Consider the following 22,193-nt stretch of genomic DNA (forward strand, 5'->3'; position numbering starts at 1 on the left):
ATATTGAACTCAATCCCGTGCACGCCAATATGGTAGAGCTAGCGCACTCGCGTGAGTACCTCTGGTCAAGCCACCTCTGCCATGCTCAGGGCAAGATTGACCAACTGATTGCAGACCGTGCTGTACGTTTCCTTAGGGCAAGAAAATGAGGAGCGTCAGGCAGTGTCAACTGCCGATTTAAAACTGGCCAGTTCTTCCCGAAGAGGATGCGGTTCGAATCCATCACCAGAAAAGACATCCAATTCGCCATGTATCGTCTCAACCACCGTCCCAGAAAATGTCTCGGCTTCAAAATCTCTCACGAGGTCTTCATGAAGCAGTTACACTTTCGCCATAACGCCGTTGCACTTCAGTTTTGAATCCACCAAAATTAAAAATATGTGTTATTAGGAAATAATAATTGATGAATAAAATTGCGATTATCACTGGCATCACCGGCCAGGACGGCGCTTACCTTGCGCAACTCCTCTTGGAGAAGGGCTACACAGTCTACGGCACCTACAGGCGGGCGGCCTCGACCAATTTCTGGCGTATCGAGGAGTTGGGCATCAAGGAACACCCGAATTTCCATTTGGTGGAATATGACCTGACCGACTTGGGCGCCACGATTCGGCTGCTGCAGAAGACCGAGGCGACCGAGGTTTACAACTTGGCGGCGCAGAGTTTTGTGGCGGTGTCGTTCGACCAGCCGATGACCACGGCGCAGATCACTGGTCTCGGGCCACTGAATTTGCTGGAAGCAATTCGTATTGTTAACCCCAAAATTCGCTATTACCAGGCCAGCACTTCGGAGATGTTCGGCAAGGTGCACACCATTCCGCAAGTTGAGGAAACGCCTTTTTATCCGCGCAGCCCCTATGGCGTGGCCAAGCTGTACGCCCACTGGATGACGATTAATTACCGCGAGAGCTACGATATTTTTGCCACCAGCGGCATTTTGTTCAACCACGAGTCGCCGCTGCGGGGCTTGGAATTCGTGACCCGTAAGATTACCGATGCTGTAGCTCGCATCCATCTCGGCAAACAGGATTGCCTGGAACTAGGCAACCTGGATGCGAAGCGCGACTGGGGGTATGCCAAGGAATATGTAGAAGGCATGTGGCGCATGTTGCAGGCAGATAAGCCAGATTCTTATGTTCTTGCCACCAACCGTACCGAAACGGTGCGTGATTTCGTGCGCATGGCATTTAAAGGCGCTGGCATTACGGTCGAATTCAAGGGCGCGGCAGAAAATGAAACTGCTATCGATACCCGCACCGGTAAGGTAGTAATGCGCGTCAACCCCAAGTTTTACCGCCCGACCGAGGTGGAGTTGCTGATTGGCAATCCTGAGCGCGCCAAGAAGGAGTTGAGCTGGGAACCGAAGACCACATTGGAGCAGTTGTGCCAGATGATGGTAGAGGCGGATTTGCGGCGCAACGAAGCAGGATTTCGTTTTTAGATCAATCTGACATTTCACTAGATCGCTCATTACCCTGAAACAGGGTCCCTCCTGAAGTTCGCAGGGCAGGCATCTCGCTGGATTCCTGCCTTCGCGGGAATGACAAGGCAAATTGATTATTGGAAATAAGATGACAAAACGGATTCTCTTGACGGGTGCGGGTGGATTTACTGGTCAACCTTTTACGGAAGCAGCTCAGCAAGCTGGATACGAGGTGCATCCGTTGGTTGCCGATTTGACCGATGCAGAGGCCGTAGCGACCGGGGTCGCCGCTTCTGCGCCAGCGTTTGTGGTGCACCTCGCAGGCATTAGCGCAGTGACCCATGCAGATGAAGAAGCTCTTTACCGAGTCAATTTGTTCGGCACCTTGAACTTGCTCAAGGCACTGGCTGCCTTGCCCCAGGTTCCCAATCGCATACTCCTGGTTAGCAGCGCAAATGTCTATGGCAATCCGGATAAATCCCCCATCGATGAATCTACCTGTCCGGCACCGGTGAATCACTATGCGATGAGCAAGCTAGCGATGGAGTTCATGTCTGCTACGTTTGCGGATCGCTTGCCGCTGCTGATCGTCCGTCCATTCAATTACACTGGTGTGGGGCATGATGCGCGCTTTGTGATTCCCAAACTGGTTGAGCACTTTGCTCGGCGGGCAAAGGAAATTGAGTTGGGCAATCTGGATGTTGAGCGGGAATTTAACGATGTGCGCACTGTGTGCGAAGTTTATTTGCGCCTGTTACAGCTAGGCCAGCCAGGGCAAACGTATAACGTCTGCTCCGGGCGGCCTGTGAGCCTTAAGTCCGTCATCGATGCATTGAAACACATCACAGGTCATGACATTCAGATCAAAGTGAATCCTGCTTTTGTACGTGCCAATGAAGTGCACCGCCTGTGCGGTAGTCCGGCGAAGCTGGAGGCGTGCATTGGGAAGTTACAACACCCGGCGCTGGAAGAAACACTGCGCTGTATGTTGTCGGTGAGTTGATGAAAGTCATTTTATCAATTAATCCAGTGCGGTTTCCTCTTACAGGTATTGGTCGTTACACATTTGAGCTTGCTCAGAATCTCAAAAAACTGCCTCAGATCGAAGAACTCATGTTTTTCTCGGGTTCTCGCTTCGTTCGCGACCTTCCAGAAACCACGCAATTTAGTGGGCACACCTCTTCGACCTCAGCCAATTTCCGTGGAGCAATTCTCAAGAGCCGTGTAGCTGTAAAAATATATCGGACGACGTCTGCTCTAGCCAATCGGTATGCGTTACGCGGCCATGCGAGCCATGTTTTTCATGGGCCGAATTTTTATTTGCCGCCGTTCGACGGGCCATCCGTTTGTACTTTCCACGATCTTTCGGTCTTTACCTGGGCGCACTGCAGCCCTCCTGAACGAGTAAGGTTTATGCGCAAGGAAATCGCGCTTACGCTTAAAAGGGCGGACATGCTGATTACAGATTCTGAATACACACGGCAGGAGATCGCTTCTTATTTTAGCTGGCCGCTGGAGAAAATCCGAGCCGTTTCCTTGGCTTGTTCATCTGATTTTCGACCGAGAACTGCGGATGAGTTGAGTCCGACGTTAAGGAAGCACGGTTTAAGCCCAGGGGGCTACAGTCTATTTGTGGGGACCATTGAGCCGCGAAAAAATCTGGATGTGCTTCTAGACGCATACGCTTTGCTACCGCAGTCTATGAGGCAGCAATGGCCGTTGGTATTGATAGGATATCGTGGCTGGCGCAGCGAAAAACTGCATGCTCGCATTGAAGCTGCGGTGACAGAGGGATGGATGCATCACTTGGGTTTTGTTGATTCCAATGAGCTTCCATTGCTCTATGCAGGCGCACGTGTTTTTGTGTTTCCGTCCTTATATGAGGGCTTTGGCTTGCCAGTGCTTGAAGCGATGGCCTCCGGCATTCCGGTTGTATGTTCTAATTCATCGACATTACCTGAAGTGACAGGAGATGCCGCGGCCATGTGCGAACCGCAAGATGTGGATACTTTAAGTCGATTGATCGCAACAGGGCTGGAGGATGAAATCTGGCGCGGAGAAGCAAAAAGCAAGGGCTTGTTACAAGCCTCTAGTTTCAGCTGGCGGCGCTGTGCAGAGGAGACCGCTGCGGTATACCGTGAGGTGATTTCATGAGCCAAAAGTCACTGCGGGTTCTACATTTCTACAAGACCTCCTTCCCGGACACGATGGGAGGCGTTGAACAGGTTATTAATCAGATCGCCAGAGGTGCCGCCAAGCTGGGCGTCAAAACCGATGTGCTTTCGCTGACACCAGACCGTGTGGCGCGTACTATCGAAATCGATGGCTACCTGGCCCATCGCGCCAGACTCGACTTGCAGATTGCTTCGACGGGTTTTTCTGCCTCCGCTTTTTGGCGTTTCTCACAGTTGGCCAAGAAGGCGGATGTCATTCACTACCACTTCCCTTGGCCATTCATGGATGTGGTGCACTTTGCAACTCGGGTGAAGAAGCCGACGGTGGTGACCTATCACTCGGACATTATCCGCCAAAAGACTCTGCTCAAGCTTTACCATCCATTGATGCGAAAATTTCTGTCAAGCGTGGATCGTATTGTGGCCACGTCGCCAAACTACTTGGCGACCAGCGATGTGCTGGAGAAGTTCTCGAACAAGGTAAGTGTGATTCCAATTGGCTTGGATAAAGCCACCTATCCCCAGCCGATGCCGGACCGCCTGCAGTTCTGGCGCGAAAAACTCGGCCCGAAATTTTTCCTGTTTGTTGGGCTCATCCGTTACTACAAGGGGCTGCACATTTTGATGGAGGCCGCGCAAGGGACCGACTATCCCATCGTGATTGTCGGAGCCGGCCCGATTGAGCAGGAATTGAAAACACAGGCAGCGCAACTCGGCTTATGCAATATCCACTTTCTGGGACACCTGCCGGATGAGGATAAGGTCGCGTTGCTAACGCTGTGCTATGGGGTTGTTTTCCCTTCGCATCTGCGCTCTGAGGCTTTTGGTGTTTCGCTGCTGGAAGGCGCGATGTACGGCAAGCCAATGATCTCCAGCGAGATTGGCACCGGCACAACCTACATCAACATCGGGGATGAGACTGGGCTGGTTGTACCGCCCAGCGATCCCTTAGCCTTGCGGCAAGCGATGCGCTACCTGTGGGAACACCCTGAGGAAGCCGCAGACATGGGCAGGCGTGCCGAAGAGCGATACTGGGAACACTTCACGGCTGAGAAAATGGTGAAGTTGTATGTGGATTTGTATGGTGAATTGGTGAGACATCACCATGGTGCGGGCCGCTGAGGTGGCGGTTGGCTAATAATCTTGGTAATTGTTCAAAGCATCAGAGCCCCCTCGCGCTGAAGTTCGTCTTCGCAGGCACGGTGAAGGTATTTGGCAGCAAACAGTTTCTGGCTATCCTTAAGCACTGAGTAGCGGGCAACGGCGGCATTTTTCGCGGAGCATAGTATCAAGCTAGCCGTTGAATAGCGCAAAGGCGGTCAGCAGGGCGGGATGGATGGAATCATGATTTAATCCCATAGTCATTGCGGTCTTCGCCGTCCGCGTCTTCTCGAATTTCGGGCAAGTGTTCCAACAACTGCGGCAAGGCCGTCTGCACGGTTTCCCACACCATATCGAGCCGGGATCATCAGGTGATCCTTGCTATCGCTCTGTCTCTACCGTCATACGGGCCGTTTCGCGGATAAGTTTCTCATCCAGATTTTCATGAGCGACACCCTCGGGGTTTCAGCCCATTGCTATGCCGCCAGAATCTGGAATTCCGTGGCCTTGACGATGGGCCGCACGTGGCGATTCTCCCGGCGCATTTCCACGATCCCGTAATTGGACATGGTTTTCAGGGTACGCGAAAGATTACCGGGTTTGCGCCCGGTAATGACGGCCAGGCCGCTGATGGATTGCGGCTGCGCATCGCGAATGGTGTTGAGCAGGGCGCGGTTTTCGTCGCTCAGAACTTCGGCTAGAGACTTCATCGAGGTGAACCAGATTTTGGGTTCGCCGGGTTTGGGCTTGTATTCGCCCTTGGCGATTGCCAACATGCGCTCGCGGATTTTCTCTTGGGACATGATCCCGATTGCGATTTTTTTCATTTCCTTGCTTCCTCTAATACGCGGTCCACTTCAGTGAAGAAGTCGGCCAGTAACTGGTAAGCGTCCTTAAATTCATATGGGACGCCCTTGTCCGCCACATGGCGGTGTTTGTGGTCATACGGCTGATGCTGACCCACAAACTTGAATTTCTTGGGTGGCTTTATGGCGTTGCTGTTGTCGTAGCCCAAAATTCGCTTTCCGTACGGCTCGTGCAGCGTGAGCGAATAGCGGATGCCGTGCGGAATATCAGCGGTTGCCAGGACTCGCCAGGCTTCGACTTTGACCCAGTAGCCACCCTCCTGGTCTATGGTATAGCCGTTGAGATCCAGGAGCGTTTCAAGTCCGGTATCAGCCTGCATAGCTTACTTTATCATCAGTTGATAAACATTGTATGCCGTTTGAAAAAGAACTCAAGAGAAGGTTTCATGATAAACAAACATCAACCTACGTCATTATTTGCCCTACTGGGCAAGATACATCCCACGAAGCGGTTTCCCGTCCAGCCTGTCATCACCTCGGTCGTGGCAAAATCAACGCTTCAGGCAAATTTTCCGCTTTATGCCCCATGCGCGCGATTGCATCCTGGCGCAAACGGTTGAAGGTATCCAGCAGCACCAGGCTATATTCTTTGGCCAGGGCCAGGTCTTCGGCAAACTTTTCTGGCTCGGTCATGTATTCAAGAACCAGACGATTACGCAGATTGCGCGCTTCAAGCCACTGTTCCGTGCTGGTTAATACACCCAGCCGCTCGGCGCTATTGAGTGTTTCGATTTGGCTGCCTGGCGTTTCGGCAAGCGCAAGCAGCCAACGGGGAAACAGTTTATCTGCCATCGTATCCTGCATTTTGCCAAAACGGGACACGAAGGCTTCGAGTCGCTCGGCAATTGCCGGCGCATGTTCCAGATTGCGTACCTACTCCGCATCGATCGTCTGACTGAACAGGCTGTTTCAGCTATAGGACAGATGCTTTCCTTCGCGTGCGACTATTTCCAGGTTTTGCAGAAAACGTGCGATTGGCAAGCCGGTGGTCTGGTTCATAGCTTTACCCCTGTACTGGCGGCTTGCTCATGGATCGGTTTTCGTGGTGTTGACGGGTCAAGCACTAGAACATCGATAGGCTGGTCGCCGATGCGTAACTGCAGCCTGGCGACCAGCTGCATGGTTTTGCGTTCCAGCTCCGCGGTGATCGAGGATAGCTCAACGAGCAGATCAATATCGCCGCCCCGCGCATCGTCGTCAATCCTCGAACCGAACAGCTTCACATTCGCCTCGATACCGAAAACCTCATGGACAGTATCGCGGATAATTTTCTGTGTTTTCTGGGAAAGCCGCATGGTTTAGCTATTCGTTTTATCAATTACTTAACGGCATGTATTTTACCTGAACCTGCAAACAGCCCTTGCGCACCTATTGTTACAATCGCACGCTGCGCCCGCCGTCCACCGTCAGCACCTGCCCGGTCACATAGCCGGCATCGGATACCAGATAGCGCACCGCACGCGCGATGTCTTCCGGTTCACCAGCCTGTTTGAGGATGGTGTGGGAGATGATGCGCTGGCGTGACAGCTCGTCGAACATGGTATCGTCTTCGGGCCATAAAATCGGCCCGGGTGCGACGGCATTGACACGCACTTCCGGCCCCAGTTCCCGGGCCAGCGAGCGCGTCAGCCCGACCACGCCGGCCTTGGCGATGCTGTATACCGCGTAGCTTTTCATCGGCCGCTCGGCGTGGATATCGGCGATGTTGACAATGCAACCGTGGCGACGGCGCAGCTCATTAGCCGCCGCCTGCGACAGGAACAGCGGTGCTTTCAGGTTGGTGCCGATCAGGTCGTCCCAGTTGGCTTCGTTGATTTCGCCGATGGGTGTGGAGTAGAAACTGGAGGCGTTGTTGATCAGCACGTCGAGGCTGCCGTAGGTTTCCACAGTGGTCGCGATCATGTTGGGGAATGCTTCGGTTTTGAGCAAATCACCCTGGATCAGGGTCACCGAACCCGCACGGATAGTATTGAGTTCGTCCTGTAGCGCGCGAGCCTGCTGCACCGAGGTATGGTAATGCACCATCAGATTGGCGCCTTCGCAATGCAACAGGCGGCAGATGGCTGCGCCCACCCGTTTTGCCCCACCCGTAATCAATACCGTTTTGCCTTGCATGGCTTAATTCCTTATCCTCTCGGTTTCGCCGATGATCAACCCAGCACCTTGTACATCCTATGCCCTTGCCTACACCCAGCCCAGAAGCACTCGCCCATAGTACCGCGCTCTCCCATCATATAGCGGATGTTGTTCACCAAACTGATGGCAGGATCAGCTTCGCCCGTTACATGGAGCTGGCATTGTATGCGCCCGGCCTGGGATATTACAGCGGCGGCGCAGCCAAATTCGGCGCTGCAGGGGATTTTGTCACTGCGCCGGAAATTTCTCCACTGTTTGGCCGCAGCCTGGCGCGGCAGGTCGTGCAGGTGCTGCAAATATGCGGCGGCGACGTGCTTGAGGCCGGTGCCGGAAGCGGGCGGCTGGCATGCGACCTGCTCAACGAACTGGCGACATTGGGCTGTTTGCCACAGCACTATTACATCCTCGAAGTGAGTGCCGACTTGCGTGAACGCCAGCGCGCGACCATCCTGCAACAGGCTCCGCACATGTTGGCGCGCGTGCAGTGGCTGGATAGATTACCGGAATCTTTCACCGGCTGTGTAGTGGGCAACGAGGTGCTGGATGCCATGCCGGTGAATGTGGTGCACTGGACACAGGATGTCGTGTTCGAGCGTGGCGTGGCATGGGCGGACAACACTTTCATGTGGCACGACCAGGCCATAAGCAGCGGGCGTTTGTTTGATGCGGCGCGTGCGCTCGACGTACCCGGCGGCTATGTCAGCGAAATCAATCTGGCGGCAGGCGCATTCATCAAGAGCCTGGCGCGATGCCTGCAATGCGGAGCGCTGGTGTTGATCGACTACGGCTTTGGCGAGCGCGAGTACTATCACCCGCAACGCAACCGAGGCACGCTGATGTGCCATTACCGCCATCGTGCGCATGACGACCCGTTCTATTTTCCCGGTCTGCAGGACATTACCGCCCATGTGGATTTCACTGCGATTGCCGTGGCCGGCATCGAGGCGGGATTGCACCTGGCCGGCTATACCAGTCAGGCGCAATTTCTGATCAATTGCGGCATCACCGATCTATTGGCGCAAACTCCGGCGAGTGATGCAGGCACGTATCTACCCCAGGCCAGCGCACTGCAAAAACTGATGAGCCCCGCCGAAATGGGGGAACTGTTCAAGGTGATTGCCTTGTGCAAGGGCATGGACACAGCCTTGCTTGGCTTTGTGCAGGGCGATCAGCAGCGCAAATTGTAGGGTTCATGCAGAGGCTGGCGCCGGTCACGTTTTTTTCTGAGCCACGCCATACCCAGCAAACCTGTGGCAATCAAGGCCAGCGATGCCGGTTCCGGCACCGAAGCAGGCGCCGCCCGGTCAGTCAGCGTGGAAACGGGGGCGTCCGCACCGCGCAAGACAGGCGGGGTTGCAGGCGGGTCACTGAGCGGCACATTTAGTGGCATATACGGGCCGAGAGGCGGATTGCCTGCAATGGGCGGGTTGTCAGCCGGGCGCTCAGGTTGCGGCTGCCCGCCAGGTGGCGTGGGGCTTACGCCGGGATCCGTGTTCGGTCCGGGATTGCCACCGGGCTGCGGTTTACCGCCCCCACCCATCGCTGGCGCGTTACCACCGGGCGGAGTGCTGCTACCACCTGGGCCTGGGCCGGGCTGCGCATTACCTGTAGCCGGCTCGCCCGTGCCATTTTTCTTATCCGTGCCAGGCATTCCATTGCCTGCCAGCGTATGACCTGCATTCGATCCCGGGCCGGGGATGAAGAAACCGGAATGGTCGTCGAGCGCTATGAAGTCACTACCGCCACATGGAATGGCGCAATCATCCGCTCCCTGCATACCTCCGGACTGACCGGCAAGATTGCCCTGTGAGTTGTCAGCAAATTGTCGCAGTGGGTGGGCCGCTGGCTTGTTACCGGACAATAGCGCATTACCCGCCGAACCCAGCCCGCTCACGAACACAGGGCGATGGTGGTCGCCAGGCTTGTTGCGTGCAGGCGGCATATGATCGATGGCGGTGCTGCTCTGAAAATAACTTCTCACACCCTGCGCCAGCAGGATGCTCAACAGCATCAGCACGATGGCCAGGATAATTCTTTTTCTGGTAAACATGGCATGCCTCTTCAATGGTTCACTGAAAATAGCAAAACCTGTACCGACTTGCCTGACCTGCGGATGATCCTCGTCTGATTGCAGAAAACGCTATAAAACAGGGCGGTATCGGCACATCAGTTGTCGACAAGCGACAACAGCCGTTTACCCGCTGCAGGGCGGTGTCGAATTTTCAAAGCAATTGCCGATTTCCTGGCGCAGGCGCGTGGTTTGTTCAACCGGGGAAAGATAATCGTGAACCACGGGGAACACAGGAAGACAAAAGGTAAAAATCAAGCCGAAGGGTTGTCTTCGATACTGCTTCTTGTTTTCTCCGCGCCCTCCGTGTTCTCGGAGGTGGGTGCTGTTTTTAGTTCAATGCAGAGGCGGTGTGGGTTCGGCTGATTCGGGGATTTGCGCATGCACCAGTTCGCCCTCTGGATTGGGAAACAGCGGTGCACCACAATCGTCGCAATATTCCAGCGGCATGCGCTCATTCAGCAGCAGCACTTCGCCAATCCCGGCGGCGCGTACGATGGTCTCGATTTCGTTGGTCACTTCGGTGGCTTCATCTTCATTGCCAATCAGCGGCCACACCACGCCATGCAGCACGTCGTTCGAACCCACGCGGGTAAAACTGACCCGGTATTCTTCCAGTACATGATCATAGAAGGGCGCAACCACCACCCGCAGATTTGCTGCAGGCAGGGCGAGCACGGCTTTCAGGTAGTCCACGGTGGAACGCACACCCCAGCCGCGTCCGGACAGGTCAGACTCGCGCCAGGCATTGAAATAGGCATTGGGCAACAATGTTTCGATGGCGCAAGCGGGCAACATGGTTTGCAGCACAGCACCCCCATAGGCCTGCCAGTCGCGCAACACCTGTTCGCGGCTGTGCTGCGCTTCCTGCCAGCGAAACACCGCCGCATCCGGCGCGGCCATCACCGCGCCCACCACATAGCGCACATCGGCTACGAACGGGATGGCCTGAGCCAAACCAGCCGCATCCACATGCAAATCCTGTTCATGCTCTGCCGCATCCATCAAACTGCGCGCAAATTTACGCGTGGCGGCGAATCCGCGCGGCAACTGATCCGGGCTGAACAGCACATCCACAAGCGCCAGACGTACATCCGCGGCCAGTACATGGCTGTGCAACAGGGTGCGCAGTTCCGCTAACCGCGCTGGCGCAATCGCTCCGGCCGCAATGCTGTAGCGCGACCATGCCTGCACCGGTATGGCGATCAGCAACAACTCCTGTCCATCTGCCTTGATCAGGCCGCTGCTGCGCGCTTCGATGGCCTGCGCCAGGGCGTCGTAGGCCGGCGGGTTGGCGGTCCAGAGTTGATCCAGGGCGGATTCCAGCGTGTCTTCCTGGCCCTTGTCGAGCACGCTATCGATTTGCGCATCCAGTCGATGTACCCAAAAGCGGTCTTCCAGACGACTGGCCGATACGCTGAGCGCGATAGCAAGCCGTAACAATTGTGTGGTGTCACGGCTCAAGCGCGGTGTACGGGGAAGTCGGGGTCGTTTCATCAGGATGGGTGTGTTGAAATGGGGCGGCCCGGTGAGGGCCACCCCAATGCGCCTTAGCTCAATTTGCCGTGGCAATGTTTGTATTTTTTGCCTGATCCGCACGGGCACGGATCATTGCGCCCCACCTTGTCCTCATTGCGGACAGGTATTACCGGGGCAAGCTCTTCGACGCCATGGTCATCGGGCACGTCTGACAGCGTATCGCTGAAATCCGCATGGCGGTATTCCACGTTGGCCAGCGGGCTGACTGTTTCGACCGCCTCGACTTCCTCCTCCGAACGTATCTGCACGGTGAATGTGGTTTGCGTGACTTCGCGCTTGATGGTCTCGAGCAGCGTGGAGAACAGTTCGAAAGCCTCGCGCTTGTATTCCTGCTTGGGGTTTTTCTGTGCGTAACCGCGCAGGTGAATACCCTGACGCAGATGGTCCAGTGCTCCCAGATGTTCGCGCCAATGGCTGTCCACATTCTGCAGCATGATCGCGCGCTCGAAATGCCGTATCACCGATTCACCCACCTGGGCGACTTTTTCCTGGTAGCGCGTGTTGGCTTCCGCCACGATGCGCTCGCGCAGGCCGTCTTCATCGAGCTTGCTATCCTGATCCAGCCATTCCTGCAGCGGCAGCTGTAGCTGAAACTCTCCCGCCAGCGCACGTTCCAGCCCTGTCACATCCCACTGCTCGGCCATGCTGCCGGGCTGGATGTATTCACCGACGATATTGTTCAATACGTCGGCACGCATGGCGTGAATCGTTTCTGAAATATCCTCGGATTCCAGCAATTCATTGCGCTGCTGATAGATCACCCGGCGCTGATCGTTGGAAACGTCGTCATATTCCAGCAACTGCTTGCGCATGTCGAAGTTGCGCGCCTCCACTTTGCGCTGGGCATTTTCAATCGCGCGGGTGACCCAGATATGCTCGATGGCTTCGCCTTCGGGCATTTTCAGGCGGTTCATGATCGACGCCACACGATCGGATGCAAAAATACGCAGCAGCGGGTCTTCCAGCGACAGGTAAAAACGGCTGGAACCGGCGTCGCCCTGGCGACCGGAACGGCCGCGCAACTGGTTGTCCACACGGCGCGATTCATGGCGTTCGGTACCGATGATATGCAAGCCTCCGGCGGCCAGCACCTCCTCGTGGACGGGTAGCCAGGCTGCCTTGATCGCCTCGGTGCGCGCCTGTTTGATACTCTCCGACAGGCTTTCGTCCAGGCGGACCGCTTCGAGTTCCTTCTCGATACTGCCGCCGAGCACGATGTCGGTACCGCGACCCGCCATGTTGGTGGCGATGGTGATGGCCTTGGGCTTGCCCGCCTGGGCAATGATCTCGGCCTCGCGCGCGTGCTGCTTGGCGTTGAGCACTTCATGCGGCAGCCTGGCTTTTTTCAGCAGGGCGGACAGGTATTCGTTGTTTTCGATCGAGGTGGTGCCCACCAGCACCGGTTGGCCGCGCTCGTAGCAATCCTTGATGTCGTTGATGATGGCCTGGTATTTTTCGCCCGCGGTACGAAACACCTGATCCATCTTGTCGATACGGATCATCGGGCGATGGGTCGGGATGACCACGGTCTCCAGCCCGTAAATCTGCTGGAATTCGTAGGCTTCGGTATCCGCCGTGCCGGTCATCCCGGACAGCTTGTTGTACATGCGGAAATAGTTCTGGAAGGTGATCGAAGCCAGCGTCTGGTTCTCTTTCTGGATGGCCACCCCCTCTTTCGCTTCCACTGCCTGGTGCAGGCCTTCCGACCAGCGCCGCCCGGACATCAGCCGCCCGGTGAATTCATCCACGATCACCACTTCGTCGTCCTGCACCACGTAGTGCTGATCACGGTGGTATAGCGCGTGGGCGCGCAACCCGGCATAGATGTGGTGCATCAGTCCGATGTTGGCGGCTTCATACAGGCTGGAGCCCGGCGGCAGCAGGCCTGCGTCGGTCAGCAGCTGCTCGGCGCGCTCGTGTCCGGCCTCGGACAGCAGCACGGTGTGGGCTTTCTCATCCACCCAGTAATCGCCTTCGCCGTCTTCTTTTTCCTGGCGGGTGAGGCTGGGGATGACTTTGTTCACCGCCAGATACAGTTCGGTGCTGTTCTCCGCCTGGCCGGAGATAATCAGCGGCGTGCGCGCCTCGTCGATCAGGATCGAGTCGACCTCGTCCACAATGGCGAAATTCAGGCTGCGCTGCACTTTCTCGTAGACCTGGTAGACCATGTTGTCACGCAGGTAATCGAAACCGAATTCGTTGTTGGTGCCGTAGGTGATGTCGGCAGCGTAGGCAGCCTGCTTCTCGTCGTGCGGCATCTGTGACAGATTCACCCCGACGCTGAGACCGAGGAAATTATGGATGCGCCCCATCTGCGCGGCATCGCGGCTGGCCAGGTAATCGTTCACGGTAACGATGTGCACGCCCTTGCCCGACAAGGCGTTGAGATAGGACGGCAGCGTCGCCATCAGGGTCTTGCCCTCGCCGGTGCGCATCTCGGCAATGTTGCCATCGTGCAGCACCATGCCGCCGATCAGCTGCACGTCGTAATGGCGCTGATCCATGACGCGGCGGGCCGCTTCACGTACCACCGCAAATGCTTCCGGAAGCAGCTGGTCGAGCGTCTCGCCTTTTGCTATGCGGGCCTTGAATTCATCCGTCTTGGCGCGCAGTTCCGCGTCGGTAAGCTTCTGGATCGCGGGTTCGAGTACATTGATGGCCTTGACTTTGGCCATATACTGTTTGACCAGCCGCTCGTTGCGGCTGCCAAACACTTTTTTCAGCAGGGAAGAGATCATGGCTAAAGGGTAAATCCTTGACGCGTTGCGAGAAAATCAGGCAATGTTACCATACTCAGTCTTGCATTCCGAAGACAGTCCATGCGCCCCACCCTACCCGCTCGCCCAGCCAACGCTTTTCTTGCCGAGAATGACAAATTGCGGCAACTCTCCACGCAGGTTCAGGCGCTGCTCACCCTGCAGCGCATCTGGGAAACGGTGGCTCCAGCAAATCTGGCTGGGGTATCCCATATTGGACAGGACGAGTTCGGTCAGACCACCATTTATTGCGACAATGGCGCAGTGGCCGCAAAACTGCGCCAGCAATTGCCTACGCTGGCCGAAGCATTACGCAGCAAAGGTGTCGCAACGGCATATCTGCAGGTAAAGGTGCGCGCTCAGGCCCTGCCGGTGCCGGCACGCACGGTGCACAAACGGGAAATCAGCCGTGCCGGATTGGACAACATTGCACGACTGAGCGATGGGCTTGAGGCAGGCGAGCTCAAGTCCGCACTGGACCATTTGCTCGCTCGCCACCGCCCCGATTAGCAAATTAAATACAACCCCTAAACACCACAACGGAAAACACGGACGGCCTGCCCCGTTGGTGAGTTCAGGAGAATTCGCCGGACAGCAAACCTTATATCAGAAAGACCGCGTGAGCATTGCACCCGCGCCCCAGTCCGGGCTGGCGTTCGAAAAACCCTCCACGGCGTAAACCTGGGCTTTCCAGTCCGGGTTGATCTTATGGCTGACAAAAGCAGTCACGTCACGCTGCGACGCTCCCGTTGGGGTTACCTTCTGACGCAAATCCAATATCAGGCCGCCACTGGTTTGTTGCGAGATTTTGTATACCCCGCCCACCGAACCATAAAACACGTTGTCCAGTTTAAGTCCGGGCGCGTTGCCCATCACCTTGTAACCCACCGTACCCAGGGCGGTGAACAGACCCATGGTTTTGTAAATATCTACTTGTGCGGCGTAGTCGTTCGAGCCGGTGCCCAGGCCTTTTTTCTCATCCGCCGTTCCGAACTTGACTTTGCCGGTCAGGTCGACGAGGAATGGATTTGACCCGGTTTCGCTATAGACGTTATAGGTGGCACCTGCCACGACATCACCCAGACCCGCTTCGGTAGTACGAGCAGTCTTGGCAGACCCCAGCACAATACCCCCTTGAGTCACGTTGCCGGGACCCGTAATCCGGACATAGGGAACAGTCAGCTGGAAAACCCAGCGCCCGGTTTCGTACTTGCCGGTAAGCGGGATATACAGGATGTCGGTGGACTGCGTGCCACCGTACTTGCCCGAACTGTAGTCCATGCCGGTGGTGAGACTGAAGCCGGAGTCCCCGGCGACTGCCTGGGCCGAGACCATAATCATGGCCGCGAGTACGCCAGCCCGGATAACACTTTGAGTCATGTTTTTCATTACCTTACCTTAGAATTGCTGGAATATTACGAATGATCTGGACGTTCGACCTGTTCCGGACGCTCAACCCTCTCCGGCCGCTCAACCCTCTCCGGCCGCTCAACCCTCTCCGGCCGCTCGACTCTCTCGGGACGTTCGACTTTCTCCGGCCGTTCAATCTTCTCTGGACGCTCGACCTTCTCCGGCCGCTCCGCTTTCTCTACACGTTCAGCTTTCTCGACTCGTTCCACCTTTTCGTGTTTTTCGGCTTTTTCAATGCGCGTTTGATTGCGCTCCAGGCGCTCCCTGGCGTTTTTCAGTCCTCGGTTGTCCGATTTTTTGTCCAGGTTTTTATCCACGCTGGTCAATGCCTGACTCAACGGCTGTTTGGATGGAGTAGTTGTACTGGAGGTGCTGGTTGTACCACTGGAAATTGTAGTAGTAGTGGTATCAGCAGCTAATGTTAAATTCGCACCGCTGATTAAAAATATTGAGCTCAGCGCGACTGCAATACGGGTTTTGGTCAACATGCGTTTCTCCTGTCAAGTAATGGTCCTTGGCCCACCGAGCTTAACTAAAGCTTTAATAGCCCGGGTGCGCGTATCACAACCCAATGTGGGAATCATGTCCACTATAGGCCGATAGACGGTATGGTACGGACGATGAGCGGCAACTTGAAAATTACAGGTTTGGAGGCCATAAAAATTTACGGCCATCGGCAAAAAGCCGACGGCCGTATGTTCAGGAGGGATATCTCCTGTTAATTTATGGAAGGCTTATTTATGGGCGAATATAAGCATAGCCTTGTCTTTGTTTTTCCATCAGTTCCACTACACCGGCTTTCACGTAGCCAATATTCGGCAACATATCTTCCTTGGTAAGCTTCGTATTGGTCATGGTATTCTCGCAGGCAACGACACGCACACCCGTGCCCAGCGCTTCTGCCACGCGCGTGCCGACCTCCGAATCCATTTTCAGCATACCGATTCCGGGACCATAGGCAACGACTTCAATATCCGTATTGCCTTTGCCCAGATCATGCTGGATGTTTTTCACATTATTAAGCGTCAGATTCCATTTTTTTGGATCCGCATCACTGACCTGAAACACCACTTTCTGCTTGCCCACGCCCTGCATTTCTGCGGAGGTCGCGTTGACCGGCTGGGTACCGGCAGCTATTGCAGTTAATGATGTGCCTGCTGCAAACACGGCTGCGGCCATCACTAAACTGCCGATAAGATTTGTCTTCAATTTTGTCTCCTTGGGTTCACGGGTGTCATTGTAGGTATTTACGAAGGCTGCCGATTAAATTTGGCCGCCCCGCATATATAGACGATACCCAAGGCAGTTATATTCCATCCACGAGCATGTTTTTAATATGCTGATCACGAAAATAATATGAATCATGAAGTTATTGGACGCAGTCAGAGCATGAGAAATCGTTCAGCCACCACCAGAGCACCGAAAATAAGCACCAGAACAACGCCGAATTTGAGGACATTCCAGACGAACTGAACGTAGCGCCGGTCGCCGGTGAATAGATACAGGCCACCGGAAACCACCAACGCCAGCAGCATCAGCACAAACAGCAGGCGAATAATGATCACGCAGATTTATATCGCTGCAGCGTGCAGTTGTTGTATCCCTGCCGGCGCGCTGGTTTCATTGTCAAAACTGACAAACTCCCAGGCACTCTGGTCCTGCAACAAAGTGCGCAACAGGCGGTTATTGAGTGCGTGGCCGGACTTGTATGCATAGAACGCGCCAATGATGGGATGTCCGAGAATATACAAGTCGCCGATGGCATCCAGCACCTTGTGCTTGACGAACTCGTCTTCGTAGCGCAGGCCGTCGTTGTTCAATACCCGAAATTCGTCCATGACGATGGCATTGTCCAGGCTGCCCCCCAGCGCCAGACCATTGGCACGCAGCCACTCAACCTCCTGCATGAAACCGAAGGTACGCGCGCGGCTGACTTCCTTGATATAGGAAGTGTTGGCAAAATCGAGCGTGATTTCCTGACCGGATTTTTCAAACACGGGGTGCTTGAAATCGATGGTAAAGCTGATCTTGAACCCGTCAAAGGGCTCGAAACGAACCCATTTGTCCCCCTCTTTCACTTCGACGGTTTTCTTGATACGTACGAATTTCTTCGCCGCGTTCTGCACTTCTATTCCCGCTGACTGCAGCAGAAATACGAACGATGAAGCCGAGCCATCCATGATCGGGACTTCCGGGCCATCGAGATCCACATATACGTTATCGATACCCAAACCAGCGAGGGCAGACATCAGGTGCTCGACGGTCGCTACACTGGTTTGCCCATTGTCCAGCGTGGAGCACAGCCGGGTATCGCCCACCAGTTCGGCAGAAACGGGTATATCCACCGGGCTGACCAGGTCAACGCGGCGAAACACCACGCCCATATTGGGCGCAGCCGGGCGCAACGTCATCAGGACTTTTTCGCCCGTATGCAGACCCACGCCCGAGGCGCGGATCACGTTTTTCAGTGTGCGTTGTCGGATCATGCAAATATCTCTAATGAATCAGCGCATTATAGCGCGGATTCAGAAATCCTGACTGGCTGATTACGCCAGTCCGGATTCAGTCGGCCTGTTTACGCAGGAATGCCGGAATATCCAGCATCTCCATTCCCGACTGCCGCATTGCCTCGACCTGCGCTTCACGACGGTTGTTGCGGAAAACGGCAGGCTCGGCTTCGGTGTTTTGATATTCCACCGCTGAAGCAGCGTAGTGATCCGTACCGGTTTTAACAATTACCGGTTTCGGCTGACTGCGCGCCACCGGGCTGCCCAGACCTGTCGCCACCATGGTCACGCGAAGCTCTTCGCCCATGTTTTCATCCACCACCGCGCCGACGATCACGGTCGCTTCTTCTGCCGTAAAGCTCTTGATGGTATTCATTACCTCATGGATTTCGCGCATCTTCAGATGGGCGCTGGCGGTAATATTCACCAGCACGCCACGTGCTCCAGCCAGGTTGATGTCTTCGAGCAGCGGGCTCGCCACGGCTTGCTGCGCTGCCTGGCGCGCACGTTCGGCACCACTGGCCACCGCGGAACCCATCATCGCCATGCCCATTTCCGACATCACGGTTTTCACGTCGGCAAAATCCACGTTGACCAGGCCCGGGCAATTGATTACTTCGGCAATACCCGCCACCGCGCCATGCAGCACATTGTTGGCAGCCTTGAACGCATCCAGCATGGAGACATCCTCACCCAGCACCTGCATCAGTTTCTCGTTGGGGATGATGATGAGCGAATCCACATGACGTGACAGCGCCTCGATGCCGGCATTTGCCAGGCGTACGCGTTTGCCTTCGAACATGAATGGCTTGGTCACAACCGCTACAGTCAGAATGCCCATTTCCTTGGCCACTTCGGCAACCACCGGGGCAGCTCCCGTGCCGGTACCGCCGCCCATGCCGGCAGTGATGAACAGCATATCCGCGCCTTCAATCAGCTCGGCGATACGCTCACGGTCTTCCAGCGCAGCTTCGCGGCCAATTTCCGGATTGGCGCCAGCGCCCAGTCCGCGCGTCACACCTGTACCCAGTTGCAGCTGGATTTTGGCTTTGTTGCGCTGCAGCGCCTGCGCATCGGTATTGATGCTGATGAACTCCACACCCTGCACACCAAAATCGATCATGTGGTCAACTGCATTACCGCCACAACCGCCTACACCTATGACTTTGATAATTGCATCCTGCGTTTGTGTATCCACGATTTCAAACATTGCCATCTCCTTTATCAACCAATCAAAATTTAACCTGACCACTTACCGCTCAACCCGCTACCGCTATCCCTCAAAAATTCTTGAACCAGCCCCTCATACGCTCCAAAATTTGCTTTACCGAACTCCCCGAAAATTTCATCGGCTGATGCCGATCTTGTTGATCCATACCTGCCAGCAGCAAACCCACACCCGTTGCATAGCGCGCGTTGCGCATCATCTCCGACAAACCGCCGGTATATTGCGGCAAGCCCAGCCGCACCGGCATGTGAAACACCTCTTCGCCCAAATCCACCATGCCCTGCATCGCCGCAGAGCCGCCGGTAATGACAATGCCGGAACGCATCAGCTCCTCGAATCCGCTGCGTCGCAACTCGGCCTGCACCAGTTCGTAGAGTTCCAGTACGCGCGGCTCGATCACCTCGGCCAGGGTCTGGCGCGAGAGCTGGCGCGGTCCGCGTTCGCCCACTCCGGGCACTTCAACCATGTCATGCGCACCGGCCAATTGGCGTAGCGCGCAACCGTGCGCGATCTTGATGTCTTCTGCGTCCTTCAGGGGAGTACGTAGCGCCAGAGCAATGTCGTTGGTAATCTGGTCTCCGGCTATCGGGATGACTGCGGTATGGCGAATCGCCCCCTGGGTAAACACTGCGATATCGGTGGTACCGCCGCCGATGTCCACCAGCGCTACGCCCAGATCTTTTTCATCCTCGGTCAGTACCGCCAGTGCCGAGGCGAGTGGCTGAAGCACCAGATCTCGCACTTCCAGGCCGCAGCGACGCACGCACTTGATGATGTTCTGTGCAGCGGACACCGCGCCGGTCACGATGTGCACTTTCACTTCCAGCCGTACCCCGCTCATGCCGAGCGGCTCACGCACATCCTCCTGGCCGTCCACCAGATATTCCTGCGGCAGGATGTGCAGGATTTGCTGGTCGGTGGGAATATTCACTGCGCGTGCTGTCTCGATTACCCGGTCCACATCGAGCTGGCTGACTTCCTTGTCTTTGATCGGCACCATACCGTGCGAGTTGAAGCTTTTGATGTGGCTGCCGGCAATGCCGGTGTAAACCTCGCGGATCTTGCAATCCGCCATCAACTCGGCTTCTTCCAGTGCGCGCTGAATTGCGCTGACGGTGGATTCGATATTCACCACCACGCCTTTTTTCAGGCCGCGCGACGGATGGCTGCCCATGCCGATCACCTCCAATCCGCCTTCCGGAGAAACTTCGGCAACGATTGCAAGAATCTTCGAAGTCCCTATATCGAGTCCCACGATCAGTTCGCGTGTATCTTTGTATCTGCTCATCCTTGCTTTCCTTGCCCAGCGACCAAGCGGGCGCTATGTATTAAATCTCGACGTAATTGAAGTTGACTGGAAGCTTCGTGCAATCCAGCGCGTTTGACGGCAGCGACCGGTACACGCACCGCAAACCCGTTGGGGTAACGCAAATCCACATAAGTTACCGGTGTCGCCACATTGGCCAGCGTGCGCGGATACAGCTCCACGAAACTACCCAGACGCTGGTCCATGTGCTCACGTCCCAGTGCGATGTCCATGCCGTCATCCAGGCGGATGCTCCAGGCCCGGCGTGCGCTCAGATCCACCTCGACCGGCCGATGATGCAGGGGCAGCAGAATGCGGCTGAAATCGGCATAGCGTCGTGCCACTTCCTGCGCACTGCCGGGCGGGCCCGACAACAGCGGCAAGTTTTGTCCGGTCGCCGCCTGGAATACTTCGCCATAAGTGTTCAGCAAGCCCTCGTCACCCCAGCGCGCCAGGGGTTTGTGTTCCTCCAGCGTCACTTCCAGCGCATCCGGCCAGCGCCGGCGCACACTGGCGCTGCGTACCCACGGCAGCTTGGTGAAGGCAGCACGGGCAGAATCCAGATCAGCCGAGAAAAAATTGCCGCGCAAGTGCTGGTACACCACCAGATTCACCTGCTCTCGCGTCACATGCCGGGCTCCATTCACCTTGATCTGGCGCAGATCAAACCAGGGCAAGCGCGACGCCAGCACCAGCAACGCCCACAGCACGATGAGCGCGGTGGCCCACAGGCTCCAGCGGGTCAGGCGTGCCAGCGCGACTTCGTCATCCCACACGGGCCAACTCCAGAATTTTCAGCACCAGCGTGTCAAAATCCATACCTGCCGCGCGCGCCGCCATCGGCACCAGGCTGTGATCGGTCATGCCGGGAGAAGTATTGGCCTCCAGGAAATACGGTTTGCCTGCCGCATCCAGCATCACGTCCAGACGCGCCCAACCGCTGCACCCCAGCACTTTGAAAGCCTTGAGCGCCAGCGCCTGGATGGCTTGCTCTTGGGCTGCAGGCAAACCGCAGGGCACACGGTACTCGGTGTCGTCGCGCAAATATTTGGCCTCAAAATCATAGAAATCCTTTTTCGGCACCAAGCGGATCATCGGCAATACGCTGTCACCGAGAATCGCGCAGGTATATTCGCCCCCGGCAATGAAACGCTCGGCCAGGACCAGCGCGTCAAACTTCACCGCCTTTTCCCAGGCGGGTTTCAGGTCGGCTGCCGCGGTCACCTTGCTCATGCCGATACTGGAACCTTCGCGCGCCGGCTTGACGAAAATCGGCAATCCCAGCTGCTGCACGACCGCTTCAAAATCCGTTTCGGCATCGAGCAACGCATACTCCGGCGTGGGCACACCGGCCGCCTGCCACAGCAGCTTGGTGCGCCATTTATCCAGCGCCAGTGCCGAGGCCATCACGCCGCTGCCGGTATAAGGAATGCCCAGCAATTCCAGCGCGCCCTGGATCGTGCCGTCCTCGCCATAACGCCCATGCAGCGCAATGATGACGCGATCAAAATGTTCACGCGCCAGTTCCGGCAAACCGCGTTCGGCCGGATCAAACGCATGCGCATCCACCCCCTGTCGCAACAACGCGGCCAACACCGCGGCACCGCTTTTTAGCGATACTTCGCGCTCGGCCGAACGCCCGCCCAGCAGCACCCCGACTTTTCCAAATGCTTTCATGA

General features: G+C 56.1%; 23 protein-coding genes. 6 read left to right on the forward strand and 17 right to left on the reverse strand.

What is annotated here, in order from left to right; translation table 11 throughout:
- The first annotated feature begins 403 nt into the window (after nucleotides 1–403).
- The 4 genes from gmd to ACFDAU_RS14490 all read left to right on the forward strand — a co-directional run bounded on the left by gmd (nucleotide 404) and on the right by ACFDAU_RS14490 (nucleotide 4,719).
- Nucleotides 404–1,441: a GDP-mannose 4,6-dehydratase gene (gene gmd / locus ACFDAU_RS14475; protein ID WP_413437607.1), complete on the forward strand. Its 1,038-nt coding sequence runs from the start codon at nucleotides 404–406 to the stop codon at nucleotides 1,439–1,441.
- 112 nt (nucleotides 1,442–1,553) lie between these two features.
- Nucleotides 1,554–2,426, forward strand: a complete 873-nt coding sequence (locus ACFDAU_RS14480) for a GDP-mannose 4,6-dehydratase (RefSeq protein ID WP_413437608.1) — start codon at nucleotides 1,554–1,556, stop codon at nucleotides 2,424–2,426.
- Entirely contained in the window at nucleotides 2,426–3,577 is a 1,152-nt protein-coding gene (locus ACFDAU_RS14485) for a glycosyltransferase family 4 protein (RefSeq protein WP_413437609.1), read from the forward strand. Before ACFDAU_RS14480 ends, ACFDAU_RS14485 begins: the two co-directional genes overlap by 1 nt.
- Nucleotides 3,574–4,719: a glycosyltransferase family 4 protein gene (locus ACFDAU_RS14490; RefSeq protein ID WP_413437610.1), complete on the forward strand. Its 1,146-nt coding sequence runs from the start codon at nucleotides 3,574–3,576 to the stop codon at nucleotides 4,717–4,719. The genes ACFDAU_RS14485 and ACFDAU_RS14490 overlap by 4 nt, the downstream gene beginning before the upstream one ends.
- A 455-nt stretch (nucleotides 4,720–5,174) precedes the next feature.
- On the opposite strand, the gene ACFDAU_RS14495 is transcribed toward ACFDAU_RS14490, so the two are convergent.
- The 5 genes from ACFDAU_RS14495 to ACFDAU_RS14515 all read right to left on the reverse strand — a co-directional run bounded on the left by ACFDAU_RS14495 (nucleotide 5,175) and on the right by ACFDAU_RS14515 (nucleotide 7,679).
- Entirely contained in the window at nucleotides 5,175–5,525 is a 351-nt protein-coding gene (locus tag ACFDAU_RS14495; protein WP_147075089.1) for a transcriptional regulator, read from the reverse strand.
- Nucleotides 5,522–5,884 carry a hypothetical protein gene (locus ACFDAU_RS14500; protein WP_413437611.1) on the reverse strand — a complete coding sequence of 121 codons (363 nt, stop codon included), beginning with the start codon at nucleotides 5,882–5,884 and terminating at the stop codon, nucleotides 5,522–5,524. Before ACFDAU_RS14500 ends, ACFDAU_RS14495 begins: the two co-directional genes overlap by 4 nt.
- A 151-nt stretch (nucleotides 5,885–6,035) precedes the next feature.
- Entirely contained in the window at nucleotides 6,036–6,356 is a 321-nt protein-coding gene (locus tag ACFDAU_RS14505) for a hypothetical protein (RefSeq protein WP_413437612.1), read from the reverse strand.
- Nucleotides 6,357–6,559: 203 nt separating this feature from the next.
- Nucleotides 6,560–6,859, reverse strand: a complete 300-nt coding sequence (locus ACFDAU_RS14510; RefSeq protein ID WP_413437613.1) for a hypothetical protein — start codon at nucleotides 6,857–6,859, stop codon at nucleotides 6,560–6,562.
- 79 nt (nucleotides 6,860–6,938) lie between these two features.
- A complete protein-coding gene (locus ACFDAU_RS14515; protein WP_413437614.1) occupies nucleotides 6,939–7,679 on the reverse strand; it encodes a pteridine reductase in 741 nt (246 codons plus the stop codon).
- A 170-nt stretch (nucleotides 7,680–7,849) separates the two neighbouring features.
- On the opposite strand from ACFDAU_RS14515, the gene ACFDAU_RS14520 reads away from it, so the two are divergent.
- A complete protein-coding gene (locus ACFDAU_RS14520) occupies nucleotides 7,850–8,887 on the forward strand; it encodes a class I SAM-dependent methyltransferase (RefSeq protein ID WP_413437615.1) in 1,038 nt (345 codons plus the stop codon).
- Here the strand turns inward: ACFDAU_RS14520 and ACFDAU_RS14525 are convergent.
- The 3 genes from ACFDAU_RS14525 to secA form a co-directional block, all read right to left on the reverse strand.
- The gene (locus ACFDAU_RS14525; protein WP_413437616.1) at nucleotides 8,869–9,750 is read right to left on the reverse strand and encodes a PEP-CTERM sorting domain-containing protein; all 882 of its coding nucleotides are present in this window, start codon (nucleotides 9,748–9,750) and stop codon (nucleotides 8,869–8,871) included. The two genes, ACFDAU_RS14520 and ACFDAU_RS14525, sit on opposite strands and share 19 nt — an antisense overlap.
- Nucleotides 9,751–10,104: 354 nt before the next feature.
- A complete protein-coding gene (locus ACFDAU_RS14530) occupies nucleotides 10,105–11,265 on the reverse strand; it encodes a DUF2863 family protein (RefSeq protein WP_413437617.1) in 1,161 nt (386 codons plus the stop codon).
- 53 nt (nucleotides 11,266–11,318) lie between these two features.
- The gene (secA, locus tag ACFDAU_RS14535; protein WP_413437618.1) at nucleotides 11,319–14,045 is read right to left on the reverse strand and encodes a preprotein translocase subunit SecA; all 2,727 of its coding nucleotides are present in this window, start codon (nucleotides 14,043–14,045) and stop codon (nucleotides 11,319–11,321) included.
- Nucleotides 14,046–14,126: 81 nt separating this feature from the next.
- Between secA and ACFDAU_RS14540 the strand changes: the two genes are divergently transcribed.
- Nucleotides 14,127–14,573, forward strand: a complete 447-nt coding sequence (locus tag ACFDAU_RS14540; RefSeq protein ID WP_413437619.1) for a DciA family protein — start codon at nucleotides 14,127–14,129, stop codon at nucleotides 14,571–14,573.
- Between the two features lie 96 nt (nucleotides 14,574–14,669).
- Here the strand turns inward: ACFDAU_RS14540 and ACFDAU_RS14545 are convergent, their stop codons facing one another.
- The 9 genes from ACFDAU_RS14545 to ACFDAU_RS14585 all read right to left on the reverse strand — a co-directional run bounded on the left by ACFDAU_RS14545 (nucleotide 14,670) and on the right by ACFDAU_RS14585 (nucleotide 22,191).
- Nucleotides 14,670–15,443, reverse strand: a complete 774-nt coding sequence (locus ACFDAU_RS14545) for a hypothetical protein (RefSeq protein ID WP_413437620.1) — start codon at nucleotides 15,441–15,443, stop codon at nucleotides 14,670–14,672.
- Between the two features lie 35 nt (nucleotides 15,444–15,478).
- Complete coding sequence (locus tag ACFDAU_RS14550; RefSeq protein ID WP_413437621.1) at nucleotides 15,479–15,961, reverse strand: hypothetical protein; 483 nt, start codon at nucleotides 15,959–15,961, stop codon at nucleotides 15,479–15,481.
- A 250-nt stretch (nucleotides 15,962–16,211) separates the two neighbouring features.
- Nucleotides 16,212–16,682 (reverse strand): DsrE family protein, encoded by a 471-nt coding sequence (locus ACFDAU_RS14555; RefSeq protein WP_413437622.1) that lies wholly within the window; start codon nucleotides 16,680–16,682, stop codon nucleotides 16,212–16,214.
- Nucleotides 16,683–16,855: 173 nt separating this feature from the next.
- A complete protein-coding gene (locus ACFDAU_RS14560; RefSeq protein ID WP_413437623.1) occupies nucleotides 16,856–17,038 on the reverse strand; it encodes a hypothetical protein in 183 nt (60 codons plus the stop codon).
- Nucleotides 17,039–17,044: 6 nt separating this feature from the next.
- Nucleotides 17,045–17,959, reverse strand: coding sequence for a UDP-3-O-acyl-N-acetylglucosamine deacetylase (lpxC, locus tag ACFDAU_RS14565; RefSeq protein WP_413437624.1), 915 nt, complete (start codon nucleotides 17,957–17,959; stop codon nucleotides 17,045–17,047).
- Nucleotides 17,960–18,035: 76 nt separating this feature from the next.
- A complete protein-coding gene (gene ftsZ, locus ACFDAU_RS14570) occupies nucleotides 18,036–19,190 on the reverse strand; it encodes a cell division protein FtsZ (protein ID WP_413437625.1) in 1,155 nt (384 codons plus the stop codon).
- 70 nt (nucleotides 19,191–19,260) lie between these two features.
- On the reverse strand, nucleotides 19,261–20,496 hold the full coding sequence (ftsA, locus tag ACFDAU_RS14575; RefSeq protein WP_413437626.1) for a cell division protein FtsA: 1,236 nt from the start codon (nucleotides 20,494–20,496) through the stop codon (nucleotides 19,261–19,263).
- On the reverse strand, nucleotides 20,493–21,290 hold the full coding sequence (locus ACFDAU_RS14580) for a cell division protein FtsQ/DivIB (protein ID WP_413437627.1): 798 nt from the start codon (nucleotides 21,288–21,290) through the stop codon (nucleotides 20,493–20,495). The genes ftsA and ACFDAU_RS14580 overlap by 4 nt, the downstream gene beginning before the upstream one ends.
- On the reverse strand, nucleotides 21,280–22,191 hold the full coding sequence (locus ACFDAU_RS14585; RefSeq protein WP_413437628.1) for a D-alanine--D-alanine ligase: 912 nt from the start codon (nucleotides 22,189–22,191) through the stop codon (nucleotides 21,280–21,282). The genes ACFDAU_RS14580 and ACFDAU_RS14585 overlap by 11 nt, the downstream gene beginning before the upstream one ends.
- Between the last annotated feature and the right edge of the window lie 2 nt (nucleotides 22,192–22,193).

Origin of the sequence: Sulfuriferula sp. GW1, from assembly GCF_047300855.1 — a bacterium.
Classification (GTDB): Bacteria; Pseudomonadota; Gammaproteobacteria; order Burkholderiales; family Sulfuriferulaceae; genus Sulfuriferula.